This is a genomic window from Helicobacter sp. 23-1044, assembly GCF_053654695.1.
Genome location: NZ_JBSIUQ010000002.1, coordinates 168,534 through 191,225, shown reverse-complemented (window position 1 = coordinate 191,225; position 22,692 = coordinate 168,534). Strand labels below are relative to the sequence as shown.

The following is a 22,692-nucleotide window of genomic DNA, read 5'->3' as shown; positions in this document are numbered from 1 at the left end:
TTATAAATTCTCGCGGATTTTAAAGCGGATTTTAGATTCGCGCAAAATTCGCACAAAAAAGGGCAACAATGTTTGACTTAACCACGCCAGAAGAAGAGCTTAAAAACAAAGTCGCAATGGAGTTTTTCGCGCCTTTTAACGCAACAGCGCGATTTAATAATGTCGATTTTGTGATTGCGCCGATGATTCAAGCCACACGCGAATCGCAATATTTTCTTTGGGCGGAGGCAAAACGGGGCAAAAGCGACATTATCGAATCTTTTATCCAGCTGATTTTAACCATCGGCAAGGCAAAATTGCAAGATTCGCTTATCCCGCCGTATTTTTTGGGCGCATTTGATGCTGAAAAATTCGCATTTGTGGAATTTAGCGAAATCGCGCATATTTTTAGCCAAAATGATTTTAATTGGAATATCACGCCTAGCAACCACGAATCAAAGGAATTTAAACAGCTTTATAAACTTTTATGCGAGATTTTGGGGCGCAAAAATATTTGCTTTGATTTTGTGCGTGATAGCGCGGATTTGAGAGAATTTATAAAGGCAAATTTTACGCAAGAATTTTTAGGCATTCATAAAATTCAAGTCAAAGAGCACAATCTAAAATATATTTACATAAAGTGGCTAAACGCCGTAAAGCCTAGCATTAGCATTGATTGGGACGCTGTGAAACCAGCGATTATGGACGCAGATTTTTTCTTAGCGGACTTGCTAAGTCGCAATAATTCTACAAGCGAAATCATCGACAATCTCCGCATTTTGCTAGAAAATGACATTTACAAAGTGCGATTAGACAAGATTCAAATAAATGCGCAAATCATCGACACTTGGACGCATTTTAGCTTTAAGGACGCGCAAAAGGCGCACACGGCGTTTTGGAATACTTATGAACGCCCGCCAAAAGAGGAACTTTGGAATAAATTTATAAATCGCCGTGATTTGCTTGTGCCAGAAGATATACGAGAGCGCAAGGGGGCGTTTTTTACCCCGCAAATTTGGACGCAAAAAGCGCAAGATTATTTGGCGCAAACTTTGGGTGAGAATTGGCAAGAGCAATATTACATTTGGGATTGTGCGGCGGGGACTGGCAATCTTTTGGCAAATCTTAAAAATCCGCGCAATATCTATGCCTCCACGCTTGATAGCGCAGATGTGGATATTATCAAAGAGCTATCGCGCACAAATGAAAAATCTATCGCACTAAATTTGTTAGAAAATCATATTTTTCAATTTGATTTTTTGAATGATGATTTTTTTGACAAAGTGGATAAAAAAAGTGGCAAGATTTTAGTAAAATCAAAACTCCCTGAATCCTTGCAAGAGATTTTGAGAGATGAATCTAAAAGGCAAAAATTAGTGATTTTTATAAATCCGCCGTATAAAGAAGCAACTTCGGCTAGGACAATCACAAACACGGGGCAAAATGCTATCGGTGTTTCAAATACCACAGCGATTCACGAGCGATATAAAGGCGAACTTAAAAAGGCTATTCGCGAGCTTTTTGCGCAATTTTTTATGCGAATCTATAAAGAAATCCCAAATTGCATTTTGGGGAGCTTTGGGACGCTAAAATATGTAAATGCCACGAATTTCATACATTTTCGCCAAACTTTTAAGGCAAAATTTTTGAAAGGATTTATGATACCCGCATATTCGTTTGATAATGTCCATGGCGCATTCCCCATCGGCTTTTTGGTGTGGGATTTGGGCGAAAAAAAAGACATTAAAAAAGTCAAAGTAGATATTTTTAATGAACATAACAAGCGCATCGGCAAAAAGAATTTTTATGCGAATAAAAAAACCATAAATGATTGGATAAAAGAATTTTTAAGCGATAACCGCGAAAACGAGCTTTGCGCGATTTGCACAAAAGGGACAGACTTTCAGCAAAATAAATTTTGTAATATAAATTTTTGGGATACCATCAAAGGCGTAGGCAATGCAAAGGGCATTTCAAAATTTAGCATAAATAAATATAATTTTGTCCCTGTGTGCGTATATTTTGCCGTGCGACAGGCGATAAAAGCATCGTGGATAAATGATAGAGACCAATTTTTATATCCAAATAAAAAATGGCGAAGTGATAGCGAATTTCACAATGATTGCTTGGCATTTGCCATATTTGATGAAGGGCAAAATAAAATTTCTAGCAAAGATGGCATAAATCACTTTATCCCATTTAGCGAATCGCAAGTGGGCGCAAAAGAAGCATTTAAAAGCGATTTTATGGTGCAATTTATAAATGGCAAAATAACAAACGGCGAATTAGATGATTGCTTTATCCCTGAATCGCCACTAATTTTTAGCGCAGAAGCAAAGGCAGTTTTTGACGCAGGATTAGAACTTTGGCGATATTATCATAAATGCGCCAAAAGTGGCGAAACTTACCTAAATGACGCTTCGCTTTATGATATAAAAGAGTTTTTTCAAGGACGCAACGAAAATAAAAAGATGAACGCAAAAAGCACCGATTCGCACTACAACGATTTAATCGCAAATTTACGAATCGCCCTAAACGCCCTTGCCACCAAAATAGAGCCAAAGATTTATGAATACGAATTTTTGATGGAGTGAATCTTTGCAAAATTTTAGATAAAAAGTGGATTGCCACACTCGCTTCGCTCATTCGCAATGACGAAGCGATTCGCAGAATCTACGCTAGATTCTGCGAATCAAAACCCAAGATTCTGCGAATTTTGCGTGCGAGATTCTGCGATTCACAAAACTCATCTCAACCCTCACAGAACCCGCAAAAACGCCTCCAATGCCTCTATTTCATCTTTGCTTAAATTTAGCGGACGCAAAATCTCATCACTTTTGGGAAATGGCGGATTGTAGATTCTGCCCTCTTTTGGCGTGGGATTTGCCATACCAAAATTATATGCGTTGATTACGCCCCGTAAATGCGGAAAAAGCCCATTATGCATATAGGGCGCAGTTTTTGCCACGCCACGCAAGGATGGCGTTTTAAACGCCCCCACATCAGCAGGATTTTTGGTAACCTCATATCGCCCTAAATCCTCGTATTTTTCGCGCCCATAGAAATGCAAACCCAAATTATGATATTTGCCATCGCTAAATTCTACGCCATTGTGGCAGTTTATACACCGCGCCTTCGTGCGAAAAAGGTGCATTCCATAGATTTCCTTCTCATTCATCGCGCTTTTATCGCCTCTCATAAATCTATCAAAGCGCGTGGGGCGCATAGTCCCGCGCTCATAAGTCGCTATCGCCTTGCCTAGCAGCTCTGCGGTGATTTCGCTAGTGCCAAACGCGCCCCTAAATTGCTCTCTATACTCGGCGATTTGATTTAGCTTTTTTGCAGCTTTATCGGCATTATACGCCATTTCTAGCGGGTCGGCAATCGGCATAATCGCCTGTGCCTCCAAATCTTTTGCCCGTCCGTCCCAAAATTTCTCCACGCCAAAGGCACTCATCGTAATGCTAGGCGCATTTCTGCGCCCCTTTTGCCTATCGTGTCCGTAGCTCACACTGCGCCCATCGGCAAATCCAAGCTCTTCATCGTGGCAGTTCGCACAGGCGATTTGATTTGATAGCGACAAGCGCGGGTCGTTAAATAGCTTTTTGCCTAACTCGTGCTTTTCTTTGGAGTATGGATTGTGCGTGGGATATGGTGGCGTCTTTGGCAGTGCTTCTATTTCTCTAAATTCCACGCCCTCGCTTAAATGTGGCTTTATCCAAAGGTGCGAATCTAATTTATAAGATTCGATGATTTCCTTTTCTGTAAGCTCATTTGCGCCACTTGCATTCATTAAATTCATCGCACTTATCATTACCAAAACTAAAATTTTTTTCATAATATCCTCCCTTTAAAAATGATAAATAATTCGCCCATTTAGCGAATAGTTTTGCGATAGTTTTCTAGTTTGCGAATCTAACTTGCCATCACCTGCATTTAAAAAACAATGCGCCAAAAGCGGTATTTTTGCTACAAACTCAACGCCGATTTTATTTATCGCAACGATTTGAAATCCCAAATTTATACTAACATTTGGGCTAGAAAGATTTGCACTATGTTCGCCGATAGTCTCACGCACTCGTTTCAAACCATCGCCATCAAAAATATCACCCCCAAAGCCAAGCCCCACAATCGCACCAAAATCAACGCTTTGCGAAGCATAAAAGTTCAGCAAAAAGTCCGCATTTATGCCAACATTTAGCATTTTTAGCTCACCAAAGCCATTTGCTTTGTCATAGTTATAATTTAGATTTGCATATCCGCGAATCCCCACACTATCATTAAAAAAGTAGCGATAACCAGCGATAATCCCAGCATTAAATGCACCATTACTAGATGGATTTAAAAGTGCATTTGTGCCGATAACTCCGCTCTCTGCATAATCAAATCGCATATAACCTAACTCAATCCCAGCAAAAAATGCGTTGCGATTTATACTTGATTCGGGGGATTTTTGGATTGCTTCGGCATTTTCAATGCCTCGCAATGACGGAGTGGTGTGGATTGCTTCACTAGATTCGCCCTCCATTGCGAGAGATTCGCCCTTTTGTTCCCCCTCCCTTGCGGAGGGGGCTAGGGGGTGGGTAGAATCGTTGCTATCAAATTCAGCATTATTAGAATCTTTGGTGTTTTTATACCCACCCCCTGTATCCCCCGCACGCATTTGGGAGGGGGAGGATTTGCGAGTATCCCCGTGCGCATTTGGGAGGGGGAGGATTCAGATTCGCCACTTTGCAATGATGATTTTGGCGATTCAAGCGATTTACCACTCGCAAGGGATGGCAAATCAAAAGAAGCCCCTCCCCTTGCGGGAGGGGTTTGGGGTGGGGTATTTGCCAAATCATTGTTTGTTTCACTAGATTTGCTATCTTGCAATGATGATTCTGGTGATTTTTGGATTGTTTCACTAGATTCGCCCCCTTGCGATGGCTCATTTGACTCAAAACCATATCTTAACAACAGCAACGCCACAAAGCCCAAAATTATCCCAAATATTACTTTTCTCATAATTTCGCCTCCCTAAAATTTATAGCCAACTTGTAGCCAAAATTGTCGCCCGACTTCATACACGGGGATTGCAGTTGCACCCGCATTATCCGCATAAGTCGCCGAAGCGATTATAAGATTTTTATTATTTAGCACATTTAAAATATCCAAATTCACATACAGCGTATTGCCTTTGTAAATATCCACTTCAAAGCCCACGCGCATATCCCACGAAAAGCTAAAAGGCACACGATATTTTTCAAATGCAGCGGTAATCTCAGGGTATTGCGCCTTTAAATCCTTAAATTTCTGTGTGCTTTCCCTTATATTTGCCATCGCATAATATGGGCTTTTCCAGCTAAAAAAGTTATTCCAAAGCCACTTTGTGCTTTTTATAGGAAAAGTCGTAGTGGTATTTAGGCGAAAAGTGTATGGTTGTGCGAAATTTGTAGCAGGTTTGTTTGCATAGCTCACAACTTGTCCGCCATACCAAATCATCTCATTATTTAGCTCATCGGCTGTCATACTTGTATCGTAATCATCATAATTTCTGCGCACATTAGTCCAATCAAATGCAAGTGAAATATTATTTTTCACATCGCCAAAGTCCAATCCGCCATTATTTGAAATGCTAAGTGAGACTATATCACTTGCACTGCGCCCTTCGTTTGTATAAACGAAGCGCAAATCACGCGTATTGATTAAGCCTTCAATATAAACATTACTCGTGCAATTCATTGAGCTTATACTTCCATCGGGAGCTTGGCACATTCTGCGAATCTCATCTTTTCCTGCGCGATAAATGTATTTTGCGCTGATGACAAACATATAGATTCTTTGCGTGATTCCGCCCATTAGCTCATCGCTATAAGGGACGCGAATCTTTTTGAAATTTGTGTCGTTTTTGTTTTGCGTAGTTGTGGCATTATCCCACGAAATATATGAATTGCGTTGCAAAGTATATTGCAAAGCCGAACGCGAATCCATTAGCTTATATGCAAAAAGATTGCGCCCGTAGTAGCGATTCGCCCCAAAGGTTAGTTGCGTAGCAAAGTCCCTGCCACTCTCCCATTTACTATAAGGCAAAATATAATTTAGCGAAAATCTAGGCGCGATTGTCGCCTTACTCATCAAAGTATCATAATCCAATCGCAAACCGATTCGCGCATTCATATCGCCACCATTGCCAAAATCTAACTTCATATCATCTTCTACCCAAGCACCAATGGCGTGATTATCAAGGTTGATTTTCCCAGCTTTGTAAAAACTCGTGCGATAGGCGTATTGTCCGTTATTATTTGCCCAATTTTGCCCTCCGCTTGTGCCTGTAAAATACACAGGCGAATTGCTACACGCTATATCACCCTCCAAGCAAGTCTGCCCAGCTTGAAGTGGGCGCATAAATGCAGAGCCAAAAAACCACATATCCTCCATTCGCTCATAATAGGCATTTGTGTAGATATATTCCGCGCCTACATTAAAGGTATTTTTCCAAATATCAAGTGTGAGTGGCTCAAATTCTTGTGCGATTTTAAGTGTGGCATTTAGTTGCTTTGTATTGACATTGCCATAGCTACCCTCGCTAACCGTGCCATTTGTTAAATCGCTAGTCCAATTTTTCTCCGCACTTGCTCTCCACCCCATCATATTTGGAGCGGAATTTACCCTAGAACTATCCATATAATTCACATTTGTTTGCGCGGTAAAAAAGCCCACTCCATTATCCCAAGAAGCCTTTAATCCGCCTTGATGCCCACCAGATAAAAAATCAAATGCGGAATCTTTGGCATTGTAAATAAAATAGTTATTGTATTGTGGCATATAGGCGTATTGCGCTTCTAATGAAAGCGAATCTATCGGGTCATAATGCGCTTTTAAAAAAAGATTGTAACTTTGGCGTTTTTGCGTCTTTCGCGTATCATCAAGCGTATTTGCCAAATAAGTGGCAGAGCCAGAATTTAGCGGGATAAAGCTCTGAATCGTAGAAAAACTAGCCACAATCCCGGCTTGTTCGTGGAATTTGGACTCTACACTTGCGCGAATCGAATGCTTTGTAAATTCAGGCTGATTTCCTGCCGAACTAGAATTTAGAAAATTTTGATAAGTTGTATCGGTGCGCTCATAAATATGATATTGTGTCATCGAATGTTTGGTGGGATTTGCGTTGCCTTGTGAGATTTGATAGCTAAGATTCGCACCAAATTTTTTAGTCGCCTTTTTGGTAGTCGCCTCTACCACACCACCGCTAAATCCACCATAACTCGCACTTACATTGCTATCTAACACCGTTATCGAATCAACAAGACTTGAATCGATATTTAGCCCTTGCGAACGCCCGGGAAGCGCGGTAGTTTCCGTGTAACTACTGCCATTTGCGGGGTCTAAATCATTATTCATATTAAAACCATCAAGCAAAAAACTATTTTGATAATAAAGTCCGCCACTAATAGAAATGTCCGCAGGGTCAATCTCACCGGGCGTAGAGCTAGAATTTTGCTGTTTTGAAAACTGCACATTTGGGAGGATTTTTAAAATGCTTGTAATGTCGCCATTGGCATTTGGGCTCGAATCCAAAGTATCTTTGCTAACGCTACTGCCACTTTGATAGACTTCATATTCTGCCTTTGCGCGAATCGTAGAAGTGCCTATATCTACGACTTCGTAGTCATCGTGCGATTCGTATGAATCTTGCGAATCTTGCGTAGATTCGGCATTTGAATTGCTATTTGAATCAACTTGTGCGATTCGTAAAAATCGCTCTTGGGGGGGGGCAAAAGTAGAATTGCTTGAATCAGCATTTGATTTAAGTGAATCTAACCCACCCCCTTTGTCCCCCTCCGCAAGGGAGGGGGATAGTTTGCGTGAATCCCCCGCTCGCATTTGGGAGGGGGAGTTAAAATAAGCCCCTCCCCTTGCGGGAGGGGTTTGGGGTGGGGTATTTTTTGCATTTTTAGATTCACGCAAATTTTTATTTGAATCGCTTAAATCTTGCCTTTGATTCGCGCCAAAATCTTGAATTTTATTCACATTCGAATCGCGCGAATCTACCTCCACTTTGTCATTCTGAGCGAGTGAAACGAGCGAAGAATCTATTTGAATATTTTTGAGATTTTTCGCTTCGCTCAAAATGACAAAGTTAAAGCGAGACTCAGAATCTGCCACACCTTGCACCGCAAAAATCGCCCACAGCGTTAAAAAATACAAACTTCGTTTCATTATTTTGCCTTTATAATTCAAGTAATATGAGAATAACAATCATTTTAAAATTCGCAATAATACACACAAATCCTTAACCAAAACTTAAATCTACGATTTGCAAAAATCACAAATTTTGCTTTGATTTTGTGGTAAGATTCGCGCACGAAAAAATCGCAAAAATAAAAAAGCGCAAAATCAAAAAAGCGCAAAATCAAAAAGGCGCAAAAATCGCGCAAAATCGCAAAAAACAAAAGCAAAAAAGGTAATTATGTTATTTCGCTTCATCGCTTCGCTGTATCTTAAACTCATCTTTACAATCTGCCTGTCCTTGCAGTTTTTCTTTATGTGCGTTGAGATTGTGAAATACGCCGATGATATGCCCGATTCTGCGAATCTTGTGGTGCTACTTTTTGCGTGGATATTTTCGTATGCGCTAAATTTCACCTTGCCAATCGCCCTTATTTTGGCGTCTGTGGCGAGTTACATTATACTTTTACGCACAAATAATCTAACGGCGATTTTATCCATTGGATACTCCAAAAAGCAAGTTTTCGCCCCGCTAATCATCATCGCCACGCTGTTTAGTGCCGCGTATGTCACGCTATTTGCCACGCCATTTGTCTATGCAGAAGAAAATATCCAAAATATCATCTACCGAAACAGCGCAAATGACGCAAAAAGCGACCTTTTGGTAAAGCATAATGAGAACTATGTCTATATGCAAAAGGTTTTCCCCTTGCTTCAAAAAGCGCAAAATATTAAGGTTTTTGAGATTGGGGACTTTGCGATTAGGACTTTTATCGAAGCAAAAGATGCGAGATTTGATGGCGAGTGGTGGATTTTAGATTCGGCAAATATTACGCAAATACCGAGTGATTTTAATTTTAGCGATTCAAAGCTCACCACGCAGATAATGCAAAATTACAAGATTTTGCAAAATTTCAAACCCAAAATTTTGGATACGATTTATCAAAATCGCACAAACATTTCGATTGTAGACGCCTTTACCGCGCTAAATTTATTGCATTCGCAAAACAGCAACACAGAGAAAATCCGCGCGATTTTGTATGGATTTTTCGCTATACCGCTTGCTATCCCGCTTGTGATTATGATTATGGCGCATTTTGTCCCGCCACTAGCGCGATATACGAATCTCGCCAAACTTGGATTTATTTTCACGCTGTTTTGTTTGATTGTTTGGGGCGTGTTTTTTATGCTGACAAAACTCGCACTCGGCGGACTTATCCAACCTGAATTTGGCATTTTAGCACCACTTGCGATGCTTATGATTACGGCATTTTGGTGGTATCAAAAAGTGTAAATTTTGTGAAAATATTTAGATTCTGCGAAATTTGTGTGAGAATCGCAGAATCTCGCACGAAAAAACGCAGAATCTGCTCTAAATTCGTCATTGTGAGCGAGCAAAGCGAGCGTGGCAATCTATGCTAGATTCTGCGAATTCGCAGAATCTCGCGGTAGATTCTGCGAAAATATTTAGATTCTGCGTTTTTTTCACGCTAGATTCTGCGCCTAAATTGTCATTGCGAGACTTGCGAATGCAAGTCGTGGCAATCCATAGAATCCAAATTTGTCCCCCTCCCTTGCGTTAGGGTGGCGCAGGGGTGGGTATTTTTTCGCATTAGATTCTGCGATTTTTGTATAATTCGCAGAACTGATTTAATTTTGTCATATTGAGCGAAGCGAAATGTCTCATTTTGCGAATCTCATAAATTTCGCAGAATGCGGAATGTGACGCAGAATCTAAATTGTCGTTGCGAGATTCTGCGATTCTGCACGAAATCGCAGAATCTACCCCCGCTTTGTCATTGCGAGTCCTTGCGATAGCAAGGCGAAGCAATCTATTTTCGCGAATCTTGAATCTTGCGCGAAACTCTTACTTTGAGCGAATCTAAATGCAAATAATTTATTGATTTTCTTTTGGGACTTTTGTTTTATTTTTCTTTTAAATTTGTGTGATTTGGATGATTGCTTCGCTTCGTGTGCAAAATTTTTGGATTGCTTCGTTGCACTCGCTTCGCTTCGTGCGCCTCGCAATGACGAAAAACACTAGATTCTGCGATAAAATCGCCGTTTTTTAGATTAAATTCGCTTTCTTTTTCGCAAAAGGGCTGCACCCCCCTCCCCGCTCCCCCTACGCGCCAAAAAGCAGCCGCTTTTTCGCTTTTAGGGGGAGAGCCTCGCTTTTCCGCTTCTAGCAAAAAATCGGCGGTTGCACTACTGCAACCTTCAATCCGATTTTTTGCACCACGAAGCGGGCGAGTTTTTGGTGCTTCGCACGATTGATTTTACAGATTCTGCATTCGCAGAATCTAACAATGGATTGCCACGACTCGCCTTTGGCAAGTCTCGCAATGACGAAAAAAATCAATTTTACCCACCCCCTTAATCCCCCTCCGCAAGGGAGGGGGAAATGCAGATTCTGCGAATTTTTGTGTTTTTTTCGTGCTAGATTCTGCAAATTTCGTTTAATTCGCAGAATCTGCGATATTTTCGCTGTTTTTTTATTAGATTCTGCGATTCGCAGAATCTCAATCGAAGTAGTTGCGATTTTTGCGTTAGCAAAAATAAAAAATAATTAGCGTCCCGCGCGGAAGTATTTTGGATGAGAAATCGGGGTTGCGAAGCCACGAGCGAGGAAATAGAACTAATGGTTCATTGACGAAGCGAGTGGCGAGTCTCCCCGATTTATCGCCAAAAGACAAACGCGCTTTTTTAATTTCCTCGACAGCGATACACTAACGCCGTAATATTCACTTCATTACTCGCCTTCAAACTATCATCCAAAATAATGCTATTGCCCGATGAGCGGACGCTAAACTTGTTTTGATTGGTTAAAAAGAAAATTGTATCGCCACCGAGTTGATGTGCTTTGTTTTTCGTGTCGTTGATTGCGCCTTCATTTAGCTCGGACTCGCTAAAAAAGCCGTTGTTTGTTTGCGTCCCATACACTTCGCCCAAATATTGGCAATCTGGCGTAGGCTCATTTGTGGTGATGCGGACAACTCGCGCATCGGAGTTCAAAATATTTATCGTGCTACTGCACCCCGCCAAAAACGCCACGCCAATCGCTAAAACTACTCTTTTCATATTCACTCTCCATTATTTAATTTTTGAAACTTAACCGCAACTCATCGATATTCTCCATATTATCGGGGTCTGGGATAATCGCATCCACAGGGCACACCAAAACGCAGTTTGGCTCATCGTAATGCCCCACGCACTCCGTGCATTTATCAGGGTCAATAATATAGATTGGGTCATTATCGTCAATCGCTTCATTTGGGCACTCTTCCCTGCACGCATCACAAGCGATACATTCATCATTTATCATCAACGCCATTTTGTATCCCTTTTTTAAAATTTTAAAATTGCATTTATAGCATAAAATTTATTTGAAATCTATAATATTTTGCAAAAAAATCAAAGATTTATTTGGCGCAGAATCTGCCAAAATTTTTGGTGCGATAAAAATATTTGCTTTTAGCGCGAAATGCTCCCTTGTCCGCGCCAAAATCGCCACTTCCATCCCCAAATGATACGCATACTCTTGCAATGCCAAAAGTGAGGATTTTGGCAAAATCATAGGCGATAAAATCACGCCATCTGCGCCAAATACGAGTGCTTCCAAAATCTGATATTTGGAGATGAAAATGTCGCTTTGCAAAATCAAAAATGGCGTATATTTTCTAATATCCGCCACTAGCGAAATGTCCTTTTGCAGGGTGGTATTTGCGATGATTGCGGTAGATTCTGCGATTTTTGACAAAGATTGCGCTTCTTTTAGGGATTTTATGGATTTGATTTCTGCGTTTTTTAGAGTGCTAAAATCGCGTGGTGGCAGTTGATTTAGGCATAAAGAACGCCCAAGCACGCCGAACTCCACTTCATCCATCCGCTTCTCAATAATGCTTTTTGCCCGTGAGATGGCGGACTGCAAGTAGATTTTATGGAAAATATTACTGCAAAAAAGATTTATTTTGTCAAGCATTTTTCTATCATCTCTAAATGTGTTTTGATTTCTGCTTCGCCTTCGATGACTTCGCGCGGAATGTCATCCATCACCGCTTTTGCCTTGCTGCACTCGCCATTTTTAAAATGTCCCCACGCAAGGGAGTCTAAATACGCGGGATTTTTCGCATCCGTTTTTAGTGCGCGTTTCACATAGGAAATCCCCTGCGCTATGTCGATTTCATAGTCAATTAGCAAATATCCCAAATAATTTTCAAAAATGTGATTTGATTTGTCTTTTAAAGCAAGGGCTAGATTCTGCGTCACCTGCGGAATTACGGCATTTTTATCATCCGCACTTTCAAACTTTATAATCCCCAAAATGCCTAAATAATGATTGTTTTTCGTATCATCAAATGCCCTCTGTGCTATGCTTTTAGCGCGCACATAGTCCTTTTTACTCAAATAAATATCGATGGCAAAGTCCGCTTCTAGCGCGTTTTCAAGTTCTACGATTTTATCAAAGCGATTTTGCAAAAAATATAATTTTGCCAAATTTTTGGCATTTGTCTGTGAGCTTTTACGCGCATAAAAGTCCGCAAACAGCGCGTCTAACTTATCTAGCGCATTTGAGTTTGCGCCAAGCTCTAATAAAACCTGCGCAAAACCCTCCCCTATCTCATCGCCAAAATGCTCCCTAAATAACGCAGAATCTACCTCTCCACTTTGCAAATCAATGCTTGTTATAAACAGCAAAATGCTTTCATTTTTTTTGTCATTATAGGCGTTTAGTAAATGCTCTCTTGCGCGCTTTGCGTCATTTTTCTGTATATATAAATTTGCAAGGGCGATATTATTTATCTCGCTATTTTCAAGTGCCGCCACTTTTTGCAAAATCTCAATCGCGCAATCTATATCATCCCTTAATAGAAATGCTTTGATTTTTAGGACTTCCAAATTATTTGGAGCGATTTTCAAAAAAGTCTCCGCAGAATCTAGCGCGTCTTTGTGCTCTTTTAGGCGCATTAGCGCGAAAATCTTTTCTTTTAAATATTCGATTTTTTGCGTATTTTTATACAAAGTCTCATAAATCTCAATCGCCCTTTTATCCTCGCCCAAATCCACCGCATCTAGCGCGTCTAAAATGTATTTATCCTCGTCAAATTTCGCGCTAGATTCTGCGAAAACTTGCGAAAAAAGTAAGATTAGCGTTAAAAAAAGTGCTTTCATTTCGCAGAATCTGCCTTTTTCGCAGAATCTAGGGCAGATTCTGCGCCTTCAACTAAAATGCGTTGCGAAAAATACGCCTTTTTACCCTCAATCTCAAACTCCACCAAAACCTTCCAATCGCCCTTTTTTAGGGATAATTCCTTTGAAACTAACTCGCCATTTTTTATTTGCAACTCGCCTAAATCCAAATTCGCACTTGAATCCGCAAAGCGAGTAATAAAAACCTTGCTATTTTGCGGGATTACGCGATTTTTTGTAGAATCTAAAATCTCATACCGCAGCGCATTTGGCGCAAGAAGCGGGGGCGATTTGCGAGTGACACTGCGCGCAAGTGGGACTTTCTCCGCCCCATTTAGCGCAAAAAACTGATATTTTGCCTCTAACTCATTTTGCGCCCTTAAAATCATATTGATATTCCTATCGACTTCCTGCTTCGTGGAAAAATACGCATTGTCATAATCGGGCTTGTATTTTAGCGAAATGTAAATTGTCGCTAATATCCCGCAACACATAATCCCAAAAAATATCGCAATGCCAAGCGGATAGTAGTTTTTATCTTTCATTTTGAAGTCCTTTTAAAAAAATAAACAAAGGCAAAAAGCCCAAGTAGTGAAAATAGCATTAGATACAAAATGCCCTGTGCCACGAGCTTCGCGCCCTTTTCGTTTTTGGCGACATTATGCTTTATCTCCACGCCAAAATTTTGCGCGATTAAATCCACCGCCTCCACATAGCCATTGAAAACAACGGCTGATAGCGCACCTGCTTCGCTGTCCTTTTGTGGCAAAAGCGGCACCATATATTCCCAATAAATCTTTTTTTTGTCATCTTTTGTGAGAATGGATTCATCGCTTGTGATTATATCGATTTTTTTTTGATTTTTTATCGCTATAATCGCCACAAACGGCGTTTGCAAATCTTTCATCAAATAGCCCTTAAAATTATCATAAATTTCAAAAACTTTGCCATTTTTGCTAGGCGAATCGATTGCCACTACATAAAGATTCACATTTGTTTTGTTAAAAAGCTCTAATGAAGTTTTGTTGATAAAATCGATGGTTTTGTCATTTAAAATCGATGGTTGTAAAACAAAAGGCTGTGGCGCAGAATCTGTGGTTTTTGCGCTAGATTCTGCGATTTGTGAGTTTTTCGCAGAATCTATAGATTCTGCAAAAATGATATTAAATAACAGGATTCCGCGCAGAATCCACTTGCAAAAAACACCCAAATTATACCAAAAACAAAAACATATTTGGGATAAACGCAATCACAATCGAAGCGAGTGCCAAAATCACTAGCAACCCAAAAAGTGCCTTTTCTACGACATTATAATCCATTTCGCACCCCCTATTTTTGCTTGTAATGCTCTGCATTCGCAGAATCTATCATCGTTGCTTTTTGTGCGTCAATGCTGTAATAATTTGTCGCTTCCGCCTTTTGGACGCCCACAGCGATAAATCCTAAAATCCCCACAATCGCCAAAAGTAGCACGACTGCGAGAAAAAATCCGCTCAATCCATTTAAACTAAAATATCCGCCATTCATCTTTCACCTCCCTAAAAATCCGACAAAATAAAGTTATTCAACGCTTTCTTTTGATGCTCGCTAAAATTCGCATAATCAAATGACGGCATTTTGCCAATCGCCCCTGCCTTGCCTCTTTTTAGCACTTCATCTAAAAATACAAAAGTCCCATAGGTGCTCAAATCAGGCGCGAATCCCTCAACCAATCCTTTGCCATCTTCGCCGTGACAAGCCACGCAATGAGTGGCGTATAATGTGCGCCCTTGCGCGATAGATTCTGCGTTTGCGGGGATTTTGGCGGTAGAGATTTCAGCCATCACAAAATCCGCGATATTTCGCGCCTCTACATCGCTCATTTCAATTGGCACCATCATCACGCCTGTGTAACCCAAACCTTCGCTACCTTCTTTGATGACTTTTACAATCTGCTCTTTTCTGCCCCATTTATTCAAATCCGCTGCTTTGCCACCAATCCCGCTTTTGTCAAAGCCGTGGCATTGTGAGCACTGCACTTGAAAGATATTATCGCCCATTGTGGTTAGCTCACTATCGCTCAAAGACGCCCATTTTGCTTGATATTTTGCATTGTAGTTTGCCACTTCGCGGTTATACTCGCCGATTTGCGAATACGCATTTAGCGGGTAGCCCACGAAAATATACCACAATCCCCAAATAATAATACACAAAAATGACGCCGCCCAGCCGATAGGCAAGTCGTTTTTAAACTCTTTGATACCATCCCAATCCTCATCGGTTAGCTCACCATCGTTGCTACTATTTTTGATTTTATTAAAATAAGTAGCTGTGATAAACGCCACCAAAACTAATATGACAAGCGCGCCCACAAGCGCAAGTATCGTCATATTGTCGCTTAATAAATTTTGCATTATTGTTTCCTCCCTATTTCCCTAGATTCTAATGGCGTATCTGTGATATTATCATCTAACGCCAAACGCGCATATTTTTCGTAGTCCTTTGCGCCCGTGCGCTGTGCTTTATACATATAGAAAATATATGAATACAAAAACGCAACCAACGCAATAGTCGCCAAAAAATACGCCCACCCACGAAACTCAACTAACAACTCCAACATCGCCACACCTCTAATTTGCTTCTTGTGTGGTTGTGCCACCTGTGCGCCTTGCTTGACTCAAACTCTTCATATACGCAATAAGCGCGACAATCTCCCTAACCTCGCCATTTTTATAGGCGTCCTCAATGTCTTTATTTTTCATTTCAAGGACAATCGCTTCTGCCTCGCGCATAAATTCCGCTTCGGCTTCTTTTAAAGTGCCTAATTTTGGATTATTTGGAGCGTCATAAGGCACACCAAATACGACTTTTTGCGTATAAGCGTCCGCGTATGCAGTTTCAAAATCTACCTTTTTAAAGAAATTATGCTGATAGTTTGGCATAATGCTTCCGGGCACGACACTTGCAGGGTCCCACATATGATTTGAATGCCAATCCGCTGCGTTTCGGCTATCCCCTACCCTATGCAAGTCAGGTCCGATTCGCTTTGAGCCCCACAAAAATGGTCTATCATAAGCATACTCGCCACTTAAACTATATGCGCCATATCTATCTGTCTCTGCCTTAAATGGGCGGATTAGCTGTGAGTGGCAGTTGTAGCAACCCTCTTTCATATACACTTGCCTACCTGCGACTTCCAACACACTATAAGGTTTTAGTCCCTCTAATGGGCGCGAAGTTTTCGCAAAGTTTGGCAAAATCTCTACTAGCCCAGCTATTGAAAACACTAGCAAAAACGCCACCGTGAAAAAGAATGGATTTCTCTCTAACCAATTAAACATATCCTTTTTCCTCCCCTTAATTTTCTTGCATAGGTGTCGCAAATGCGGGTTCTTTGTCAATCTCTTTGGAGGCTACGATTGTCATAATGATATTATAAACAAACATAAAGAATCCAAGTAAATAAAGCACCCCAGCGACTGAGCGAATCACATAATACAAATGCAAACTCGTAACCGTGTCAATAAAGCTATAAAGCGGACTACCAAATTCATCAGTCGCACGCCACATCATACCTTGCGAAATCCCTGCAATCCACATACTTGAAAAATACAAGATGATTCCAAGCGTCATAATCCAAAATTGCATATCCATAACTTTTTTGGAGTAAATTTCGCGCTTAAAGATTCGCGGTGTGATATGATAACAAGCCGCAATGATTGTAAATCCTACCCAGCCCAAAACGCCATCGTGGACATGCCCTACAATCCAATCTGTAAAGTGCGCAAGAGCATTTACGGAGCGAATGGACTGAATCGGACCTTCGAGCGTTGATAACATATAAAAAGTCGAAGCCAACACCAAAAATTTAATGAGTGGCGATTCGCGTAATTGATGCCATTGTCCGCGCATTGTTAGAAGCATATTGATTGCTGTCCCCCAAGAAGGCAAAATCAAAATCACGCTAAACACAGAGCCAAGCGTTTGCACCCAATCAGGCGTTGTGGAGTAAATAAGATGATGTCCTCCCGCCCAAATATACACAAACATCAAACTCCAAAAGCTAAAAAGTGTCAGTTTGTATGAGAAAATGGGCTGTCCAGACTCTTTTGGCAAGAAATAATACATAACGCCGATGATTGCGGAGGTAAAGACAAATGCCACCGCATTGTGTCCCCACCACCATTGCACCATAGCATCATTTGTCCCTGCATAAAGCGATACAGAATGCCAAATACTCCCCACATTAGCCACTAGCCAAGTAGGAATCGCAAGGTTGTTAAAAATATAAAGCGCACTCACCGCCACAAAACTAGCGATAAAATACCAAAGGCTAATGTATAGCGTTTGTTCGCGCCTAACAGCCATAGAGCCAAAAAGGCTAACGCCCCAAAGCACCCACACCACGACAACAACCAAATCCAAAATCCAAGGCAACTCTGCGTATTCTTTGGATTGCGTGATGCCTAAAAGCAAGGTAACAACCGCAAGTGCGATTAAAACCAAATAAATCCAAAAATGCAAAATCCCTATGATTTTCAAAAATGGGTGCTGATTGTAAGTGATTTTTAGCACTCTCTGCCCCAAATAATACCACGCAGCCCAAATCCCACTAAGCGTAAATCCGTAGATTACGGCATTTGTGTGGAGCGGACGCAATCGCCCAAACAATCCATACTCACCAGCGATATGATTAAGTGCTGGATATGCCATTTGAAAAGCGATGATGACGCCTACAAGCATACCAACTACACCAAAAGCCAAAGTCGTCCAAAGAAACAGCTTTGCTATGGAATAATCATACTCCAATACATTCTCTGTATTCATATTTCCTCCTAACTTTAAAAGATAAATGCGATTATACTAAATAAATGCCTTAAAGTTATATTAAAATGTCAATTTTTTGTGAATATTTTTTGCAGAATCGCAGAATCTTGCGTAGATTCTGCACTTTTTTGATATAAATTTATATTTTAGATTCTGCGTTTTTGCTAAAAATTTTTAAAAAATCGCACAAATTTCCGCAGAATCTCCCCACGAATTTCGCAGAATCTCGCCCAAAATTTCCGCAGAATCTCCCCCAAAAATCCGCAGAATCTACTTCGTCTTTTTTGCTCGCTCTATGCCGTATCGCTTGCGTTTTTCCCACAAGCTTTTGCGCGAAATGCCTAGTTTCTTCGCCAAATCGATATCCGAGTAAATATTCTCATATTTTGAAATCACCATTTTTTCATACTCTTTGATACTCAAAATATCCCCGCCGAAATCCACGCCCGGACCGGAGCTTGTGATATCTGCGATATTATTAAACGCCAATTCTTCTTTTGAGATAAAGGACATCAAAATGCGGTGTTTGTTTAGTTTCCCCAAAAAGTCATTTCGCTCGCTTTTCCTAAGTCGCTCTAATCCCGTTAAATAAGTGATTGTGTTTTGATTGTTGCTTTTGCTTAAAAGTTCCTTGCAGTCGATATCTGTGATGGTTTTAAACTCAAATTTGATTTGTTTCAATCTTGCATATCGCATCGCATAAATATCCGCACTGCGCTGTGAATTGCTGCGAATGATAAATGGGAGATTGTAAGTAAAAGGTATCGGCGTATCCAAAATACTCTCAACAAACTCAAAATAGTTTTTATAAAACACCACTTCTTGTTTTAGTGCGCTGTAATGCTTGTAATGCTCGATTTTCCGCACTAGTTCATCAATCATAAATGGTTTTATAATATAGTCATAAACGCCCGCTTGAAGCATTTTTGTCGCGCTCTCATCGGCGATATAAGTTAGCATCATAATCACAACGCTATTTGGGAATAATTTTACGATATTCACGCAGTTTGTCGTGCATACATCGTAACTCATAAGCACCACATCAAAATGCGCATTTTTGTCAAATTTGAAATTCGCATCCTTTGCGATAACGCACTCATAACCCTTCTCTACGAGTTTATTGCTGATACTTTGCGCCAAATAAGTGTCATTTTCCATAATCAAAGTTTTCATTTTCGAGTCCTTTGCGTTACAAAATTACAAGATTTGAAAAATAAAAGCGAAATATTAGCATAAAAACTTAAATCTACAACAGATTCTGCGTTTTTTGTCATTACAAGGCAAATCGCAGAATCTCGCACCAAAAATCGCAGAATCTGCCACCACTTCGTCATTGCGAGGCAGTTTGAGCGAAGCGAAAACAACGAAGCAATCCACAAAAAATAATCATATGGATTGCCACGATTCTGCTTCGCAAAATCTCGCAATGACGGGATTTTTTCGCACTAGATTCTGTGTTTCTCACACATTTCGCAGAATCTCGCGTGTTTTTCGTCATTGCGAGGCGCACGAAGCGAAGCGAGTGCAACGAAGCAATCCAAGATTCTGCGAATTCGCAGAATCTTACCAAAAATCGCAGAATCTCTACAAATCCCCTCACTGCTTTATCGTTAGCAAAGTCTCTATCATTCTATCGATTGTCGTGATAACTTTGGCATTTGCCGCATATCCGCTTTGAAATTTGATGAGATTTACCATCTCTTCATCAATGCTTACTTGACTAATCGCCAAATGCTCTTTTTTCACCGCCGCAAGGACGCTTTGCTTGGTATCAAGCAGAGTACTGACTTCATTTGTATCAGTCGCCACTTTGCCTGTTAGGAATTGAAAATATTCAGGCACACTCATCTCTTGCTTTTTCCCGCGCACGGGGTAAAATTCGCTATTTTTATATTGCAGTTCTAGCATCATCGTGGCAATCTCAAAGTTCCCGCCCACAGGTGCCTTCCATTGGCGAATCAAAGTCGGGTCTTTTTCATACTCCGCTTTTAGCGCGATATCATTTGCATTTCTCCCCTCCAAAAAGCGATTTATGCCAATCGCCCCGACAAAATTACTGCCTTTATCCTCGATACTTACGCTAAATCCAAGCGATGGATTTTTCGCCAAAATGCGAAACTGCCTCGCTTCATTATCATAATGCGCGGTGAAATAGTCATCAAAGTCATTTAGCGGATTATTATCGGCGTTGTCATCATCGCTGTGATTTAGCGCATCGACAATGTCCTCCATCGTGGTAATGCCATCGATTTTTACATTTTTTCGCAGAATCTCATCGCCCTTTGCGTTGTAAATAATCACATCAAATCCGCCGTTTTTGATATTATAAATGGAGTTTGAAAGCACTTGATTTTTGTCAATCGCTAGTTCATCGCTTAATATTTCATTTGTCGCACTTTGGGCATAAACGCCATTTGTCGCTTCGATAAATCCTTGCGCGAAAGTATCCAAAAGATTGATATAATCTTGCAATTTGCCAATTTTCCCGCCATTTTTACCATAACTCACCAAGTCAAGCAACGCACCCGCTTTTCCGCCTACGATTTTATCCGTGATATCCGTGTGCTTATGGTCAAATCCCTTAAAATAAATCGTATATAATCCATCGTCATTATCGCTATTATCCGCCACGAGCGGGTGATGATGGACGCCATCTACGATATTAAATCCACCTGCGATATTTAGCGTGTATCCATAATCAAAGTCGGCATTTTTGGAGTTTAGGCGGGATTGACTTTTTATCTTGTCTTTAAAAACGCTAGAACCGATGAGTTTTGAGAGATTGAACTCTAACTCATCTCGCCTATCGCGGAGTTCATTTGCCTGTTTTAACTCATTTGCATCTTCCATCTCTGCTAATTTGCGGTTAATCTCTGCGATTTGCTTTGCGATGGCATTGATTTCCTCAATCGTCACGCGCAATTCCTCGCTATGCTTTAATTGCAAATTAAATAGGCGATTTCGCGTGTCTTTGACATTTGTGATAAGCGTTTGCGTTTTTTGCGCCAAAACCTGCTTTTGCGCAGAATCTGATGGATTTTTCTCCACATCCTTCCACGCATTGAAATATGCTTCGATATCATTATAAATCCCCACGCCATCGACTTCGGGGAAAAATGCACTCGCCTCACGCAACGCGCTAAATTGCGTGTCGTAGTTTTGCGCATCGCTTGCTGCCTTGCGGTAGCGCGAAAAGGTGAATTCATCGTGGATTCGCTGAATTGTCTCCACATCCACGCCCCGCCCCAAATTATATTTTTGAAAATAAAGCGGAGTTTCAGGCGAAATCACCACCCTTTGGCGCGAGTAAAACTCATCGCTAGCATTTGCGATATTATTGCCCGTCACATCTACCATTAGTTGATGTGCGTGTAATCCCGTGCTAGAAGTGTTTAGCGATGATAGAATGCCACCCATTTTATGCCTCACATCTTATAAAATCCGCGTGATTTGCGCTAATATTGCCATATTTTTGCCCGACTTGATTTGGCATAATCGCCCCCACTAGCGAGTTATAAAACTCACTCACCGCAATGACACTTTTTGCATACGCCTTATTCAAAACCCGCAGTTCCTTTAAACTCGTCCGCATTTCATCGATGATTTTCATCGCATTTTCATCCAAAAGTTCATCAATGCCCTTGTTTGGGTGCTTTGCCATCATCTCACGCATCGCAGAATCTGCCTTTGATTTGTTTATTTTAAAAGATTCAATAAGATTATTTTTTGCGTCTAATCGCGAGAAAATCGCCTCGTGCTTTGCTTTTTTAATATCCTCCATATCCAAAATGCTAATTTCAATAAGTGCCACTAAATCGCTCACTGCGTTTTGCAAATATGAATGTAACATTTTCGTCCTTTTTGGATTCTGCGATTTTGGTGCAGATTCTGCGATTTTCGTGCAGATTCTGCGATAGATTCTGCGTTTTTTGTGCAGATTCTGCGATAGATTCTGCGATTTTCGTGCGATTCGCAGAATCTGATAATTTATCTATAAACCTTCATATCCAAAAGCAAATCTTGTGCCATTTTATCGGCGGTTTTGTTGATATCGATTTTATACGCGCCGTTTTCTACATCTTTTTTAATATTTGTGACTTTATCATTTTGTGTGTCGGTGCTTTTCGCAGAATCTGCGACTTTTTCATTTTGATTATTTGGTAGATTCTGCGTTTGCATTGAGTGCGATGCAAAAGGGGTATTCCTAACTATCATTGCTTAACTCCAAAAAAATATTTTAGATTTTATAATCGACAAAATATTCGAAGTTATTTAAACGCTTTTGAAATATCCTTTAAAAACTGCCCCACATCGTCATAACTCGCATTTCTCGCGCCATCAAACAAACTCATATCCGCATTTGTATAATTATGCAAATGCGCGATAAGAAATGTCATCCCGTATAGAAACACCACAAATGCGACACTTGGGAATATCCAATCTTTCATTTTGCAACTCCATCTATATTTTTTAAAATTTTTATGTATAATGCCAAATTTTATTTAA

At 40.6% G+C, this 22,692-nt stretch carries 31 protein-coding genes; 7 read left to right on the top strand and 24 right to left on the bottom strand.

Translation table 11 applies throughout. From position 1 onward, the window contains the following. Nucleotides 1–68: 68 nt before the first annotated feature. Both ACWIUD_RS03565 and ACWIUD_RS03560 read left to right on the top strand, forming a co-directional pair. Complete coding sequence (locus tag ACWIUD_RS03565) at nt 69–2,573, top strand: hypothetical protein (RefSeq protein WP_454146775.1); 2,505 nt, start codon at nt 69–71, stop codon at nt 2,571–2,573. A gap of 30 nt (nt 2,574–2,603) precedes the next feature. Beyond that, nucleotides 2,604–2,837 (top strand): hypothetical protein, encoded by a 234-nt coding sequence (locus ACWIUD_RS03560; RefSeq protein ID WP_454146773.1) that lies wholly within the window; start codon nt 2,604–2,606, stop codon nt 2,835–2,837. Here ACWIUD_RS03560 and ACWIUD_RS03555 read toward each other — a convergent pair. From ACWIUD_RS03555 to ACWIUD_RS03540, 4 genes are read right to left on the bottom strand one after another with little or no spacing between them, the layout of a single operon-like run. Beyond that, complete coding sequence (locus ACWIUD_RS03555; RefSeq protein ID WP_454146771.1) at nt 2,738–3,817, bottom strand: cytochrome-c peroxidase; 1,080 nt, start codon at nt 3,815–3,817, stop codon at nt 2,738–2,740. The genes ACWIUD_RS03560 and ACWIUD_RS03555 overlap by 100 nt on opposite strands. 12 nt (nt 3,818–3,829) lie before the next feature. Next, nucleotides 3,830–4,642, bottom strand: a complete 813-nt coding sequence (locus tag ACWIUD_RS03550) for an outer membrane beta-barrel protein (protein WP_454146769.1) — start codon at nt 4,640–4,642, stop codon at nt 3,830–3,832. Then, on the bottom strand, nt 4,552–4,986 hold the full coding sequence (locus ACWIUD_RS03545) for a hypothetical protein (protein ID WP_454146767.1): 435 nt from the start codon (nt 4,984–4,986) through the stop codon (nt 4,552–4,554). The genes ACWIUD_RS03550 and ACWIUD_RS03545 overlap by 91 nt, the downstream gene beginning before the upstream one ends. A 12-nt stretch (nt 4,987–4,998) precedes the next feature. Beyond that, nucleotides 4,999–8,181: a TonB-dependent receptor plug domain-containing protein gene (locus ACWIUD_RS03540; RefSeq protein ID WP_454146765.1), complete on the bottom strand. Its 3,183-nt coding sequence runs from the start codon at nt 8,179–8,181 to the stop codon at nt 4,999–5,001. Between the two features lie 250 nt (nt 8,182–8,431). Here ACWIUD_RS03540 and ACWIUD_RS03535 point away from each other — a divergent pair, with 250 nt between their 5' ends. Beyond that, nucleotides 8,432–9,484, top strand: a complete 1,053-nt coding sequence (locus tag ACWIUD_RS03535; protein WP_454146763.1) for an LptF/LptG family permease — start codon at nt 8,432–8,434, stop codon at nt 9,482–9,484. Here ACWIUD_RS03535 and ACWIUD_RS03530 read toward each other — a convergent pair. After that, nucleotides 9,453–9,602 carry a hypothetical protein gene (locus ACWIUD_RS03530; protein WP_454146761.1) on the bottom strand — a complete coding sequence of 50 codons (150 nt, stop codon included), beginning with the start codon at nt 9,600–9,602 and terminating at the stop codon, nt 9,453–9,455. The genes ACWIUD_RS03535 and ACWIUD_RS03530 overlap by 32 nt on opposite strands. 3 nt (nt 9,603–9,605) lie before the next feature. Here ACWIUD_RS03530 and ACWIUD_RS03525 point away from each other — a divergent pair, with 3 nt between their 5' ends. Next, nucleotides 9,606–9,773: a hypothetical protein gene (locus tag ACWIUD_RS03525; RefSeq protein ID WP_454146759.1), complete on the top strand. Its 168-nt coding sequence runs from the start codon at nt 9,606–9,608 to the stop codon at nt 9,771–9,773. A gap of 29 nt (nt 9,774–9,802) precedes the next feature. Here ACWIUD_RS03525 and ACWIUD_RS03520 read toward each other — a convergent pair whose 3' ends face one another. Next, nucleotides 9,803–10,021, bottom strand: a complete 219-nt coding sequence (locus ACWIUD_RS03520; protein ID WP_454146757.1) for a hypothetical protein — start codon at nt 10,019–10,021, stop codon at nt 9,803–9,805. A 94-nt stretch (nt 10,022–10,115) separates the two neighbouring features. Beyond that, nucleotides 10,116–10,382 (bottom strand): hypothetical protein, encoded by a 267-nt coding sequence (locus ACWIUD_RS03515; protein WP_454146755.1) that lies wholly within the window; start codon nt 10,380–10,382, stop codon nt 10,116–10,118. An 11-nt stretch (nt 10,383–10,393) separates the two neighbouring features. Between ACWIUD_RS03515 and ACWIUD_RS03510 the strand changes: the two genes are divergently transcribed. Then, on the top strand, nt 10,394–10,570 hold the full coding sequence (locus tag ACWIUD_RS03510) for a hypothetical protein (RefSeq protein WP_454146753.1): 177 nt from the start codon (nt 10,394–10,396) through the stop codon (nt 10,568–10,570). Further along, nucleotides 10,500–10,763 carry a hypothetical protein gene (locus ACWIUD_RS03505; RefSeq protein WP_454146751.1) on the top strand — a complete coding sequence of 88 codons (264 nt, stop codon included), beginning with the start codon at nt 10,500–10,502 and terminating at the stop codon, nt 10,761–10,763. The genes ACWIUD_RS03510 and ACWIUD_RS03505 overlap by 71 nt, the downstream gene beginning before the upstream one ends. 133 nt (nt 10,764–10,896) lie before the next feature. On the opposite strand, the gene ACWIUD_RS03500 is transcribed toward ACWIUD_RS03505, so the two are convergent. The 13 genes from ACWIUD_RS03500 to ACWIUD_RS03440 form a co-directional block, all read right to left on the bottom strand. Further along, nucleotides 10,897–11,271 (bottom strand): DUF4156 domain-containing protein, encoded by a 375-nt coding sequence (locus ACWIUD_RS03500; protein WP_454146749.1) that lies wholly within the window; start codon nt 11,269–11,271, stop codon nt 10,897–10,899. A gap of 16 nt (nt 11,272–11,287) precedes the next feature. Beyond that, nucleotides 11,288–11,524 carry a YfhL family 4Fe-4S dicluster ferredoxin gene (locus tag ACWIUD_RS03495; RefSeq protein WP_454146747.1) on the bottom strand — a complete coding sequence of 79 codons (237 nt, stop codon included), beginning with the start codon at nt 11,522–11,524 and terminating at the stop codon, nt 11,288–11,290. 48 nt (nt 11,525–11,572) lie between these two features. Then, nucleotides 11,573–12,172 carry a hypothetical protein gene (locus ACWIUD_RS03490; protein ID WP_454146745.1) on the bottom strand — a complete coding sequence of 200 codons (600 nt, stop codon included), beginning with the start codon at nt 12,170–12,172 and terminating at the stop codon, nt 11,573–11,575. Further along, the gene (locus ACWIUD_RS03485; RefSeq protein ID WP_454146743.1) at nt 12,157–13,362 is read right to left on the bottom strand and encodes a tetratricopeptide repeat protein; all 1,206 of its coding nucleotides are present in this window, start codon (nt 13,360–13,362) and stop codon (nt 12,157–12,159) included. The genes ACWIUD_RS03490 and ACWIUD_RS03485 overlap by 16 nt, the downstream gene beginning before the upstream one ends. Further along, complete coding sequence (locus tag ACWIUD_RS03480; RefSeq protein WP_454146741.1) at nt 13,359–13,925, bottom strand: hypothetical protein; 567 nt, start codon at nt 13,923–13,925, stop codon at nt 13,359–13,361. Before ACWIUD_RS03480 ends, ACWIUD_RS03485 begins: the two co-directional genes overlap by 4 nt. Then, a complete protein-coding gene (locus ACWIUD_RS03475) occupies nt 13,922–14,590 on the bottom strand; it encodes a hypothetical protein (RefSeq protein ID WP_454146739.1) in 669 nt (222 codons plus the stop codon). The genes ACWIUD_RS03480 and ACWIUD_RS03475 overlap by 4 nt, the downstream gene beginning before the upstream one ends. Nucleotides 14,591–14,709: 119 nt before the next feature. After that, nucleotides 14,710–14,907 carry a DUF4006 family protein gene (locus ACWIUD_RS03470; RefSeq protein WP_454136030.1) on the bottom strand — a complete coding sequence of 66 codons (198 nt, stop codon included), beginning with the start codon at nt 14,905–14,907 and terminating at the stop codon, nt 14,710–14,712. Nucleotides 14,908–14,918: 11 nt separating this feature from the next. After that, entirely contained in the window at nt 14,919–15,773 is an 855-nt protein-coding gene (locus ACWIUD_RS03465) for a c-type cytochrome (RefSeq protein ID WP_454146737.1), read from the bottom strand. After that, on the bottom strand, nt 15,773–15,979 hold the full coding sequence (locus ACWIUD_RS03460; RefSeq protein WP_454146735.1) for a cytochrome c oxidase, cbb3-type, CcoQ subunit: 207 nt from the start codon (nt 15,977–15,979) through the stop codon (nt 15,773–15,775). Before ACWIUD_RS03460 ends, ACWIUD_RS03465 begins: the two co-directional genes overlap by 1 nt. Before the next feature lie 10 nt (nt 15,980–15,989). Continuing rightward, nucleotides 15,990–16,700: a cytochrome-c oxidase, cbb3-type subunit II gene (ccoO, locus tag ACWIUD_RS03455; RefSeq protein ID WP_454146733.1), complete on the bottom strand. Its 711-nt coding sequence runs from the start codon at nt 16,698–16,700 to the stop codon at nt 15,990–15,992. 16 nt (nt 16,701–16,716) lie between these two features. Continuing rightward, a complete protein-coding gene (ccoN, locus tag ACWIUD_RS03450) occupies nt 16,717–18,186 on the bottom strand; it encodes a cytochrome-c oxidase, cbb3-type subunit I (protein ID WP_454146731.1) in 1,470 nt (489 codons plus the stop codon). A 139-nt stretch (nt 18,187–18,325) separates the two neighbouring features. Then, complete coding sequence (locus tag ACWIUD_RS03445) at nt 18,326–18,508, bottom strand: hypothetical protein (protein WP_454146729.1); 183 nt, start codon at nt 18,506–18,508, stop codon at nt 18,326–18,328. Next, nucleotides 18,457–19,359: a response regulator gene (locus tag ACWIUD_RS03440; protein ID WP_454146727.1), complete on the bottom strand. Its 903-nt coding sequence runs from the start codon at nt 19,357–19,359 to the stop codon at nt 18,457–18,459. The genes ACWIUD_RS03445 and ACWIUD_RS03440 overlap by 52 nt, the downstream gene beginning before the upstream one ends. A 94-nt stretch (nt 19,360–19,453) precedes the next feature. Here ACWIUD_RS03440 and ACWIUD_RS03435 point away from each other — a divergent pair, with 94 nt between their 5' ends. Then, nucleotides 19,454–19,864 carry a hypothetical protein gene (locus ACWIUD_RS03435; RefSeq protein WP_454146725.1) on the top strand — a complete coding sequence of 137 codons (411 nt, stop codon included), beginning with the start codon at nt 19,454–19,456 and terminating at the stop codon, nt 19,862–19,864. On the opposite strand, the gene flgK is transcribed toward ACWIUD_RS03435, so the two are convergent. From flgK to ACWIUD_RS03415, 4 genes are all read right to left on the bottom strand, one after another. Further along, nucleotides 19,783–21,603, bottom strand: a complete 1,821-nt coding sequence (flgK, locus tag ACWIUD_RS03430; protein WP_454146723.1) for a flagellar hook-associated protein FlgK — start codon at nt 21,601–21,603, stop codon at nt 19,783–19,785. The two genes, ACWIUD_RS03435 and flgK, sit on opposite strands and share 82 nt — an antisense overlap. A 1-nt stretch (nt 21,604) precedes the next feature. Next, nucleotides 21,605–22,036, bottom strand: a complete 432-nt coding sequence (locus tag ACWIUD_RS03425; protein WP_454146721.1) for a hypothetical protein — start codon at nt 22,034–22,036, stop codon at nt 21,605–21,607. Nucleotides 22,037–22,173: 137 nt separating this feature from the next. Next, nucleotides 22,174–22,401, bottom strand: coding sequence for a flagellar biosynthesis anti-sigma factor FlgM (locus tag ACWIUD_RS03420; protein ID WP_454146719.1), 228 nt, complete (start codon nt 22,399–22,401; stop codon nt 22,174–22,176). A gap of 53 nt (nt 22,402–22,454) precedes the next feature. Further along, entirely contained in the window at nt 22,455–22,634 is a 180-nt protein-coding gene (locus tag ACWIUD_RS03415) for a hypothetical protein (RefSeq protein WP_454136020.1), read from the bottom strand. Between the last annotated feature and the right edge of the window lie 58 nt (nt 22,635–22,692).

What these genes read in the sequence shown, in the direction of transcription:
- ACWIUD_RS03470 (WP_454136030.1), bottom strand. Translation starts at nt 14,907, where the DNA reads ATGAATGGCGGATATTTTAGTTTAAATGGATTGAGCGGATTTTTTCTC.
- ccoO (WP_454146733.1), bottom strand. Translation starts at nt 16,700, where the DNA reads ATGTTTAATTGGTTAGAGAGAAATCCATTCTTTTTCACGGTGGCGTTT.
- ACWIUD_RS03545 (WP_454146767.1), bottom strand. Translation starts at nt 4,986, where the DNA reads ATGAGAAAAGTAATATTTGGGATAATTTTGGGCTTTGTGGCGTTGCTG.
- ACWIUD_RS03495 (WP_454146747.1), bottom strand. Translation starts at nt 11,524, where the DNA reads ATGGCGTTGATGATAAATGATGAATGTATCGCTTGTGATGCGTGCAGG.
- ACWIUD_RS03500 (WP_454146749.1), bottom strand. Translation starts at nt 11,271, where the DNA reads ATGAAAAGAGTAGTTTTAGCGATTGGCGTGGCGTTTTTGGCGGGGTGC.
- ACWIUD_RS03425 (WP_454146721.1), bottom strand. Translation starts at nt 22,036, where the DNA reads ATGTTACATTCATATTTGCAAAACGCAGTGAGCGATTTAGTGGCACTT.
- ACWIUD_RS03460 (WP_454146735.1), bottom strand. Translation starts at nt 15,979, where the DNA reads ATGTTGGAGTTGTTAGTTGAGTTTCGTGGGTGGGCGTATTTTTTGGCG.
- ACWIUD_RS03465 (WP_454146737.1), bottom strand. Translation starts at nt 15,773, where the DNA reads ATGCAAAATTTATTAAGCGACAATATGACGATACTTGCGCTTGTGGGC.
- flgK (WP_454146723.1), bottom strand. Translation starts at nt 21,603, where the DNA reads ATGGGTGGCATTCTATCATCGCTAAACACTTCTAGCACGGGATTACAC.
- ACWIUD_RS03485 (WP_454146743.1), bottom strand. Translation starts at nt 13,362, where the DNA reads ATGAAAGCACTTTTTTTAACGCTAATCTTACTTTTTTCGCAAGTTTTC.
- ACWIUD_RS03420 (WP_454146719.1), bottom strand. Translation starts at nt 22,401, where the DNA reads ATGATAGTTAGGAATACCCCTTTTGCATCGCACTCAATGCAAACGCAG.
- ACWIUD_RS03555 (WP_454146771.1), bottom strand. Translation starts at nt 3,817, where the DNA reads ATGAAAAAAATTTTAGTTTTGGTAATGATAAGTGCGATGAATTTAATG.
- ACWIUD_RS03480 (WP_454146741.1), bottom strand. Translation starts at nt 13,925, where the DNA reads ATGAAAGATAAAAACTACTATCCGCTTGGCATTGCGATATTTTTTGGG.
- ACWIUD_RS03525 (WP_454146759.1), top strand. Translation starts at nt 9,606, where the DNA reads ATGCTAGATTCTGCGAATTCGCAGAATCTCGCGGTAGATTCTGCGAAA.
- ccoN (WP_454146731.1), bottom strand. Translation starts at nt 18,186, where the DNA reads ATGAATACAGAGAATGTATTGGAGTATGATTATTCCATAGCAAAGCTG.
- ACWIUD_RS03415 (WP_454136020.1), bottom strand. Translation starts at nt 22,634, where the DNA reads ATGAAAGATTGGATATTCCCAAGTGTCGCATTTGTGGTGTTTCTATAC.
- ACWIUD_RS03505 (WP_454146751.1), top strand. Translation starts at nt 10,500, where the DNA reads ATGGATTGCCACGACTCGCCTTTGGCAAGTCTCGCAATGACGAAAAAA.
- ACWIUD_RS03490 (WP_454146745.1), bottom strand. Translation starts at nt 12,172, where the DNA reads ATGCTTGACAAAATAAATCTTTTTTGCAGTAATATTTTCCATAAAATC.
- ACWIUD_RS03550 (WP_454146769.1), bottom strand. Translation starts at nt 4,642, where the DNA reads ATGCGTGCGGGGGATACAGGGGGTGGGTATAAAAACACCAAAGATTCT.
- ACWIUD_RS03540 (WP_454146765.1), bottom strand. Translation starts at nt 8,181, where the DNA reads ATGAAACGAAGTTTGTATTTTTTAACGCTGTGGGCGATTTTTGCGGTG.
- ACWIUD_RS03440 (WP_454146727.1), bottom strand. Translation starts at nt 19,359, where the DNA reads ATGAAAACTTTGATTATGGAAAATGACACTTATTTGGCGCAAAGTATC.
- ACWIUD_RS03565 (WP_454146775.1), top strand. Translation starts at nt 69, where the DNA reads ATGTTTGACTTAACCACGCCAGAAGAAGAGCTTAAAAACAAAGTCGCA.
- ACWIUD_RS03535 (WP_454146763.1), top strand. Translation starts at nt 8,432, where the DNA reads ATGTTATTTCGCTTCATCGCTTCGCTGTATCTTAAACTCATCTTTACA.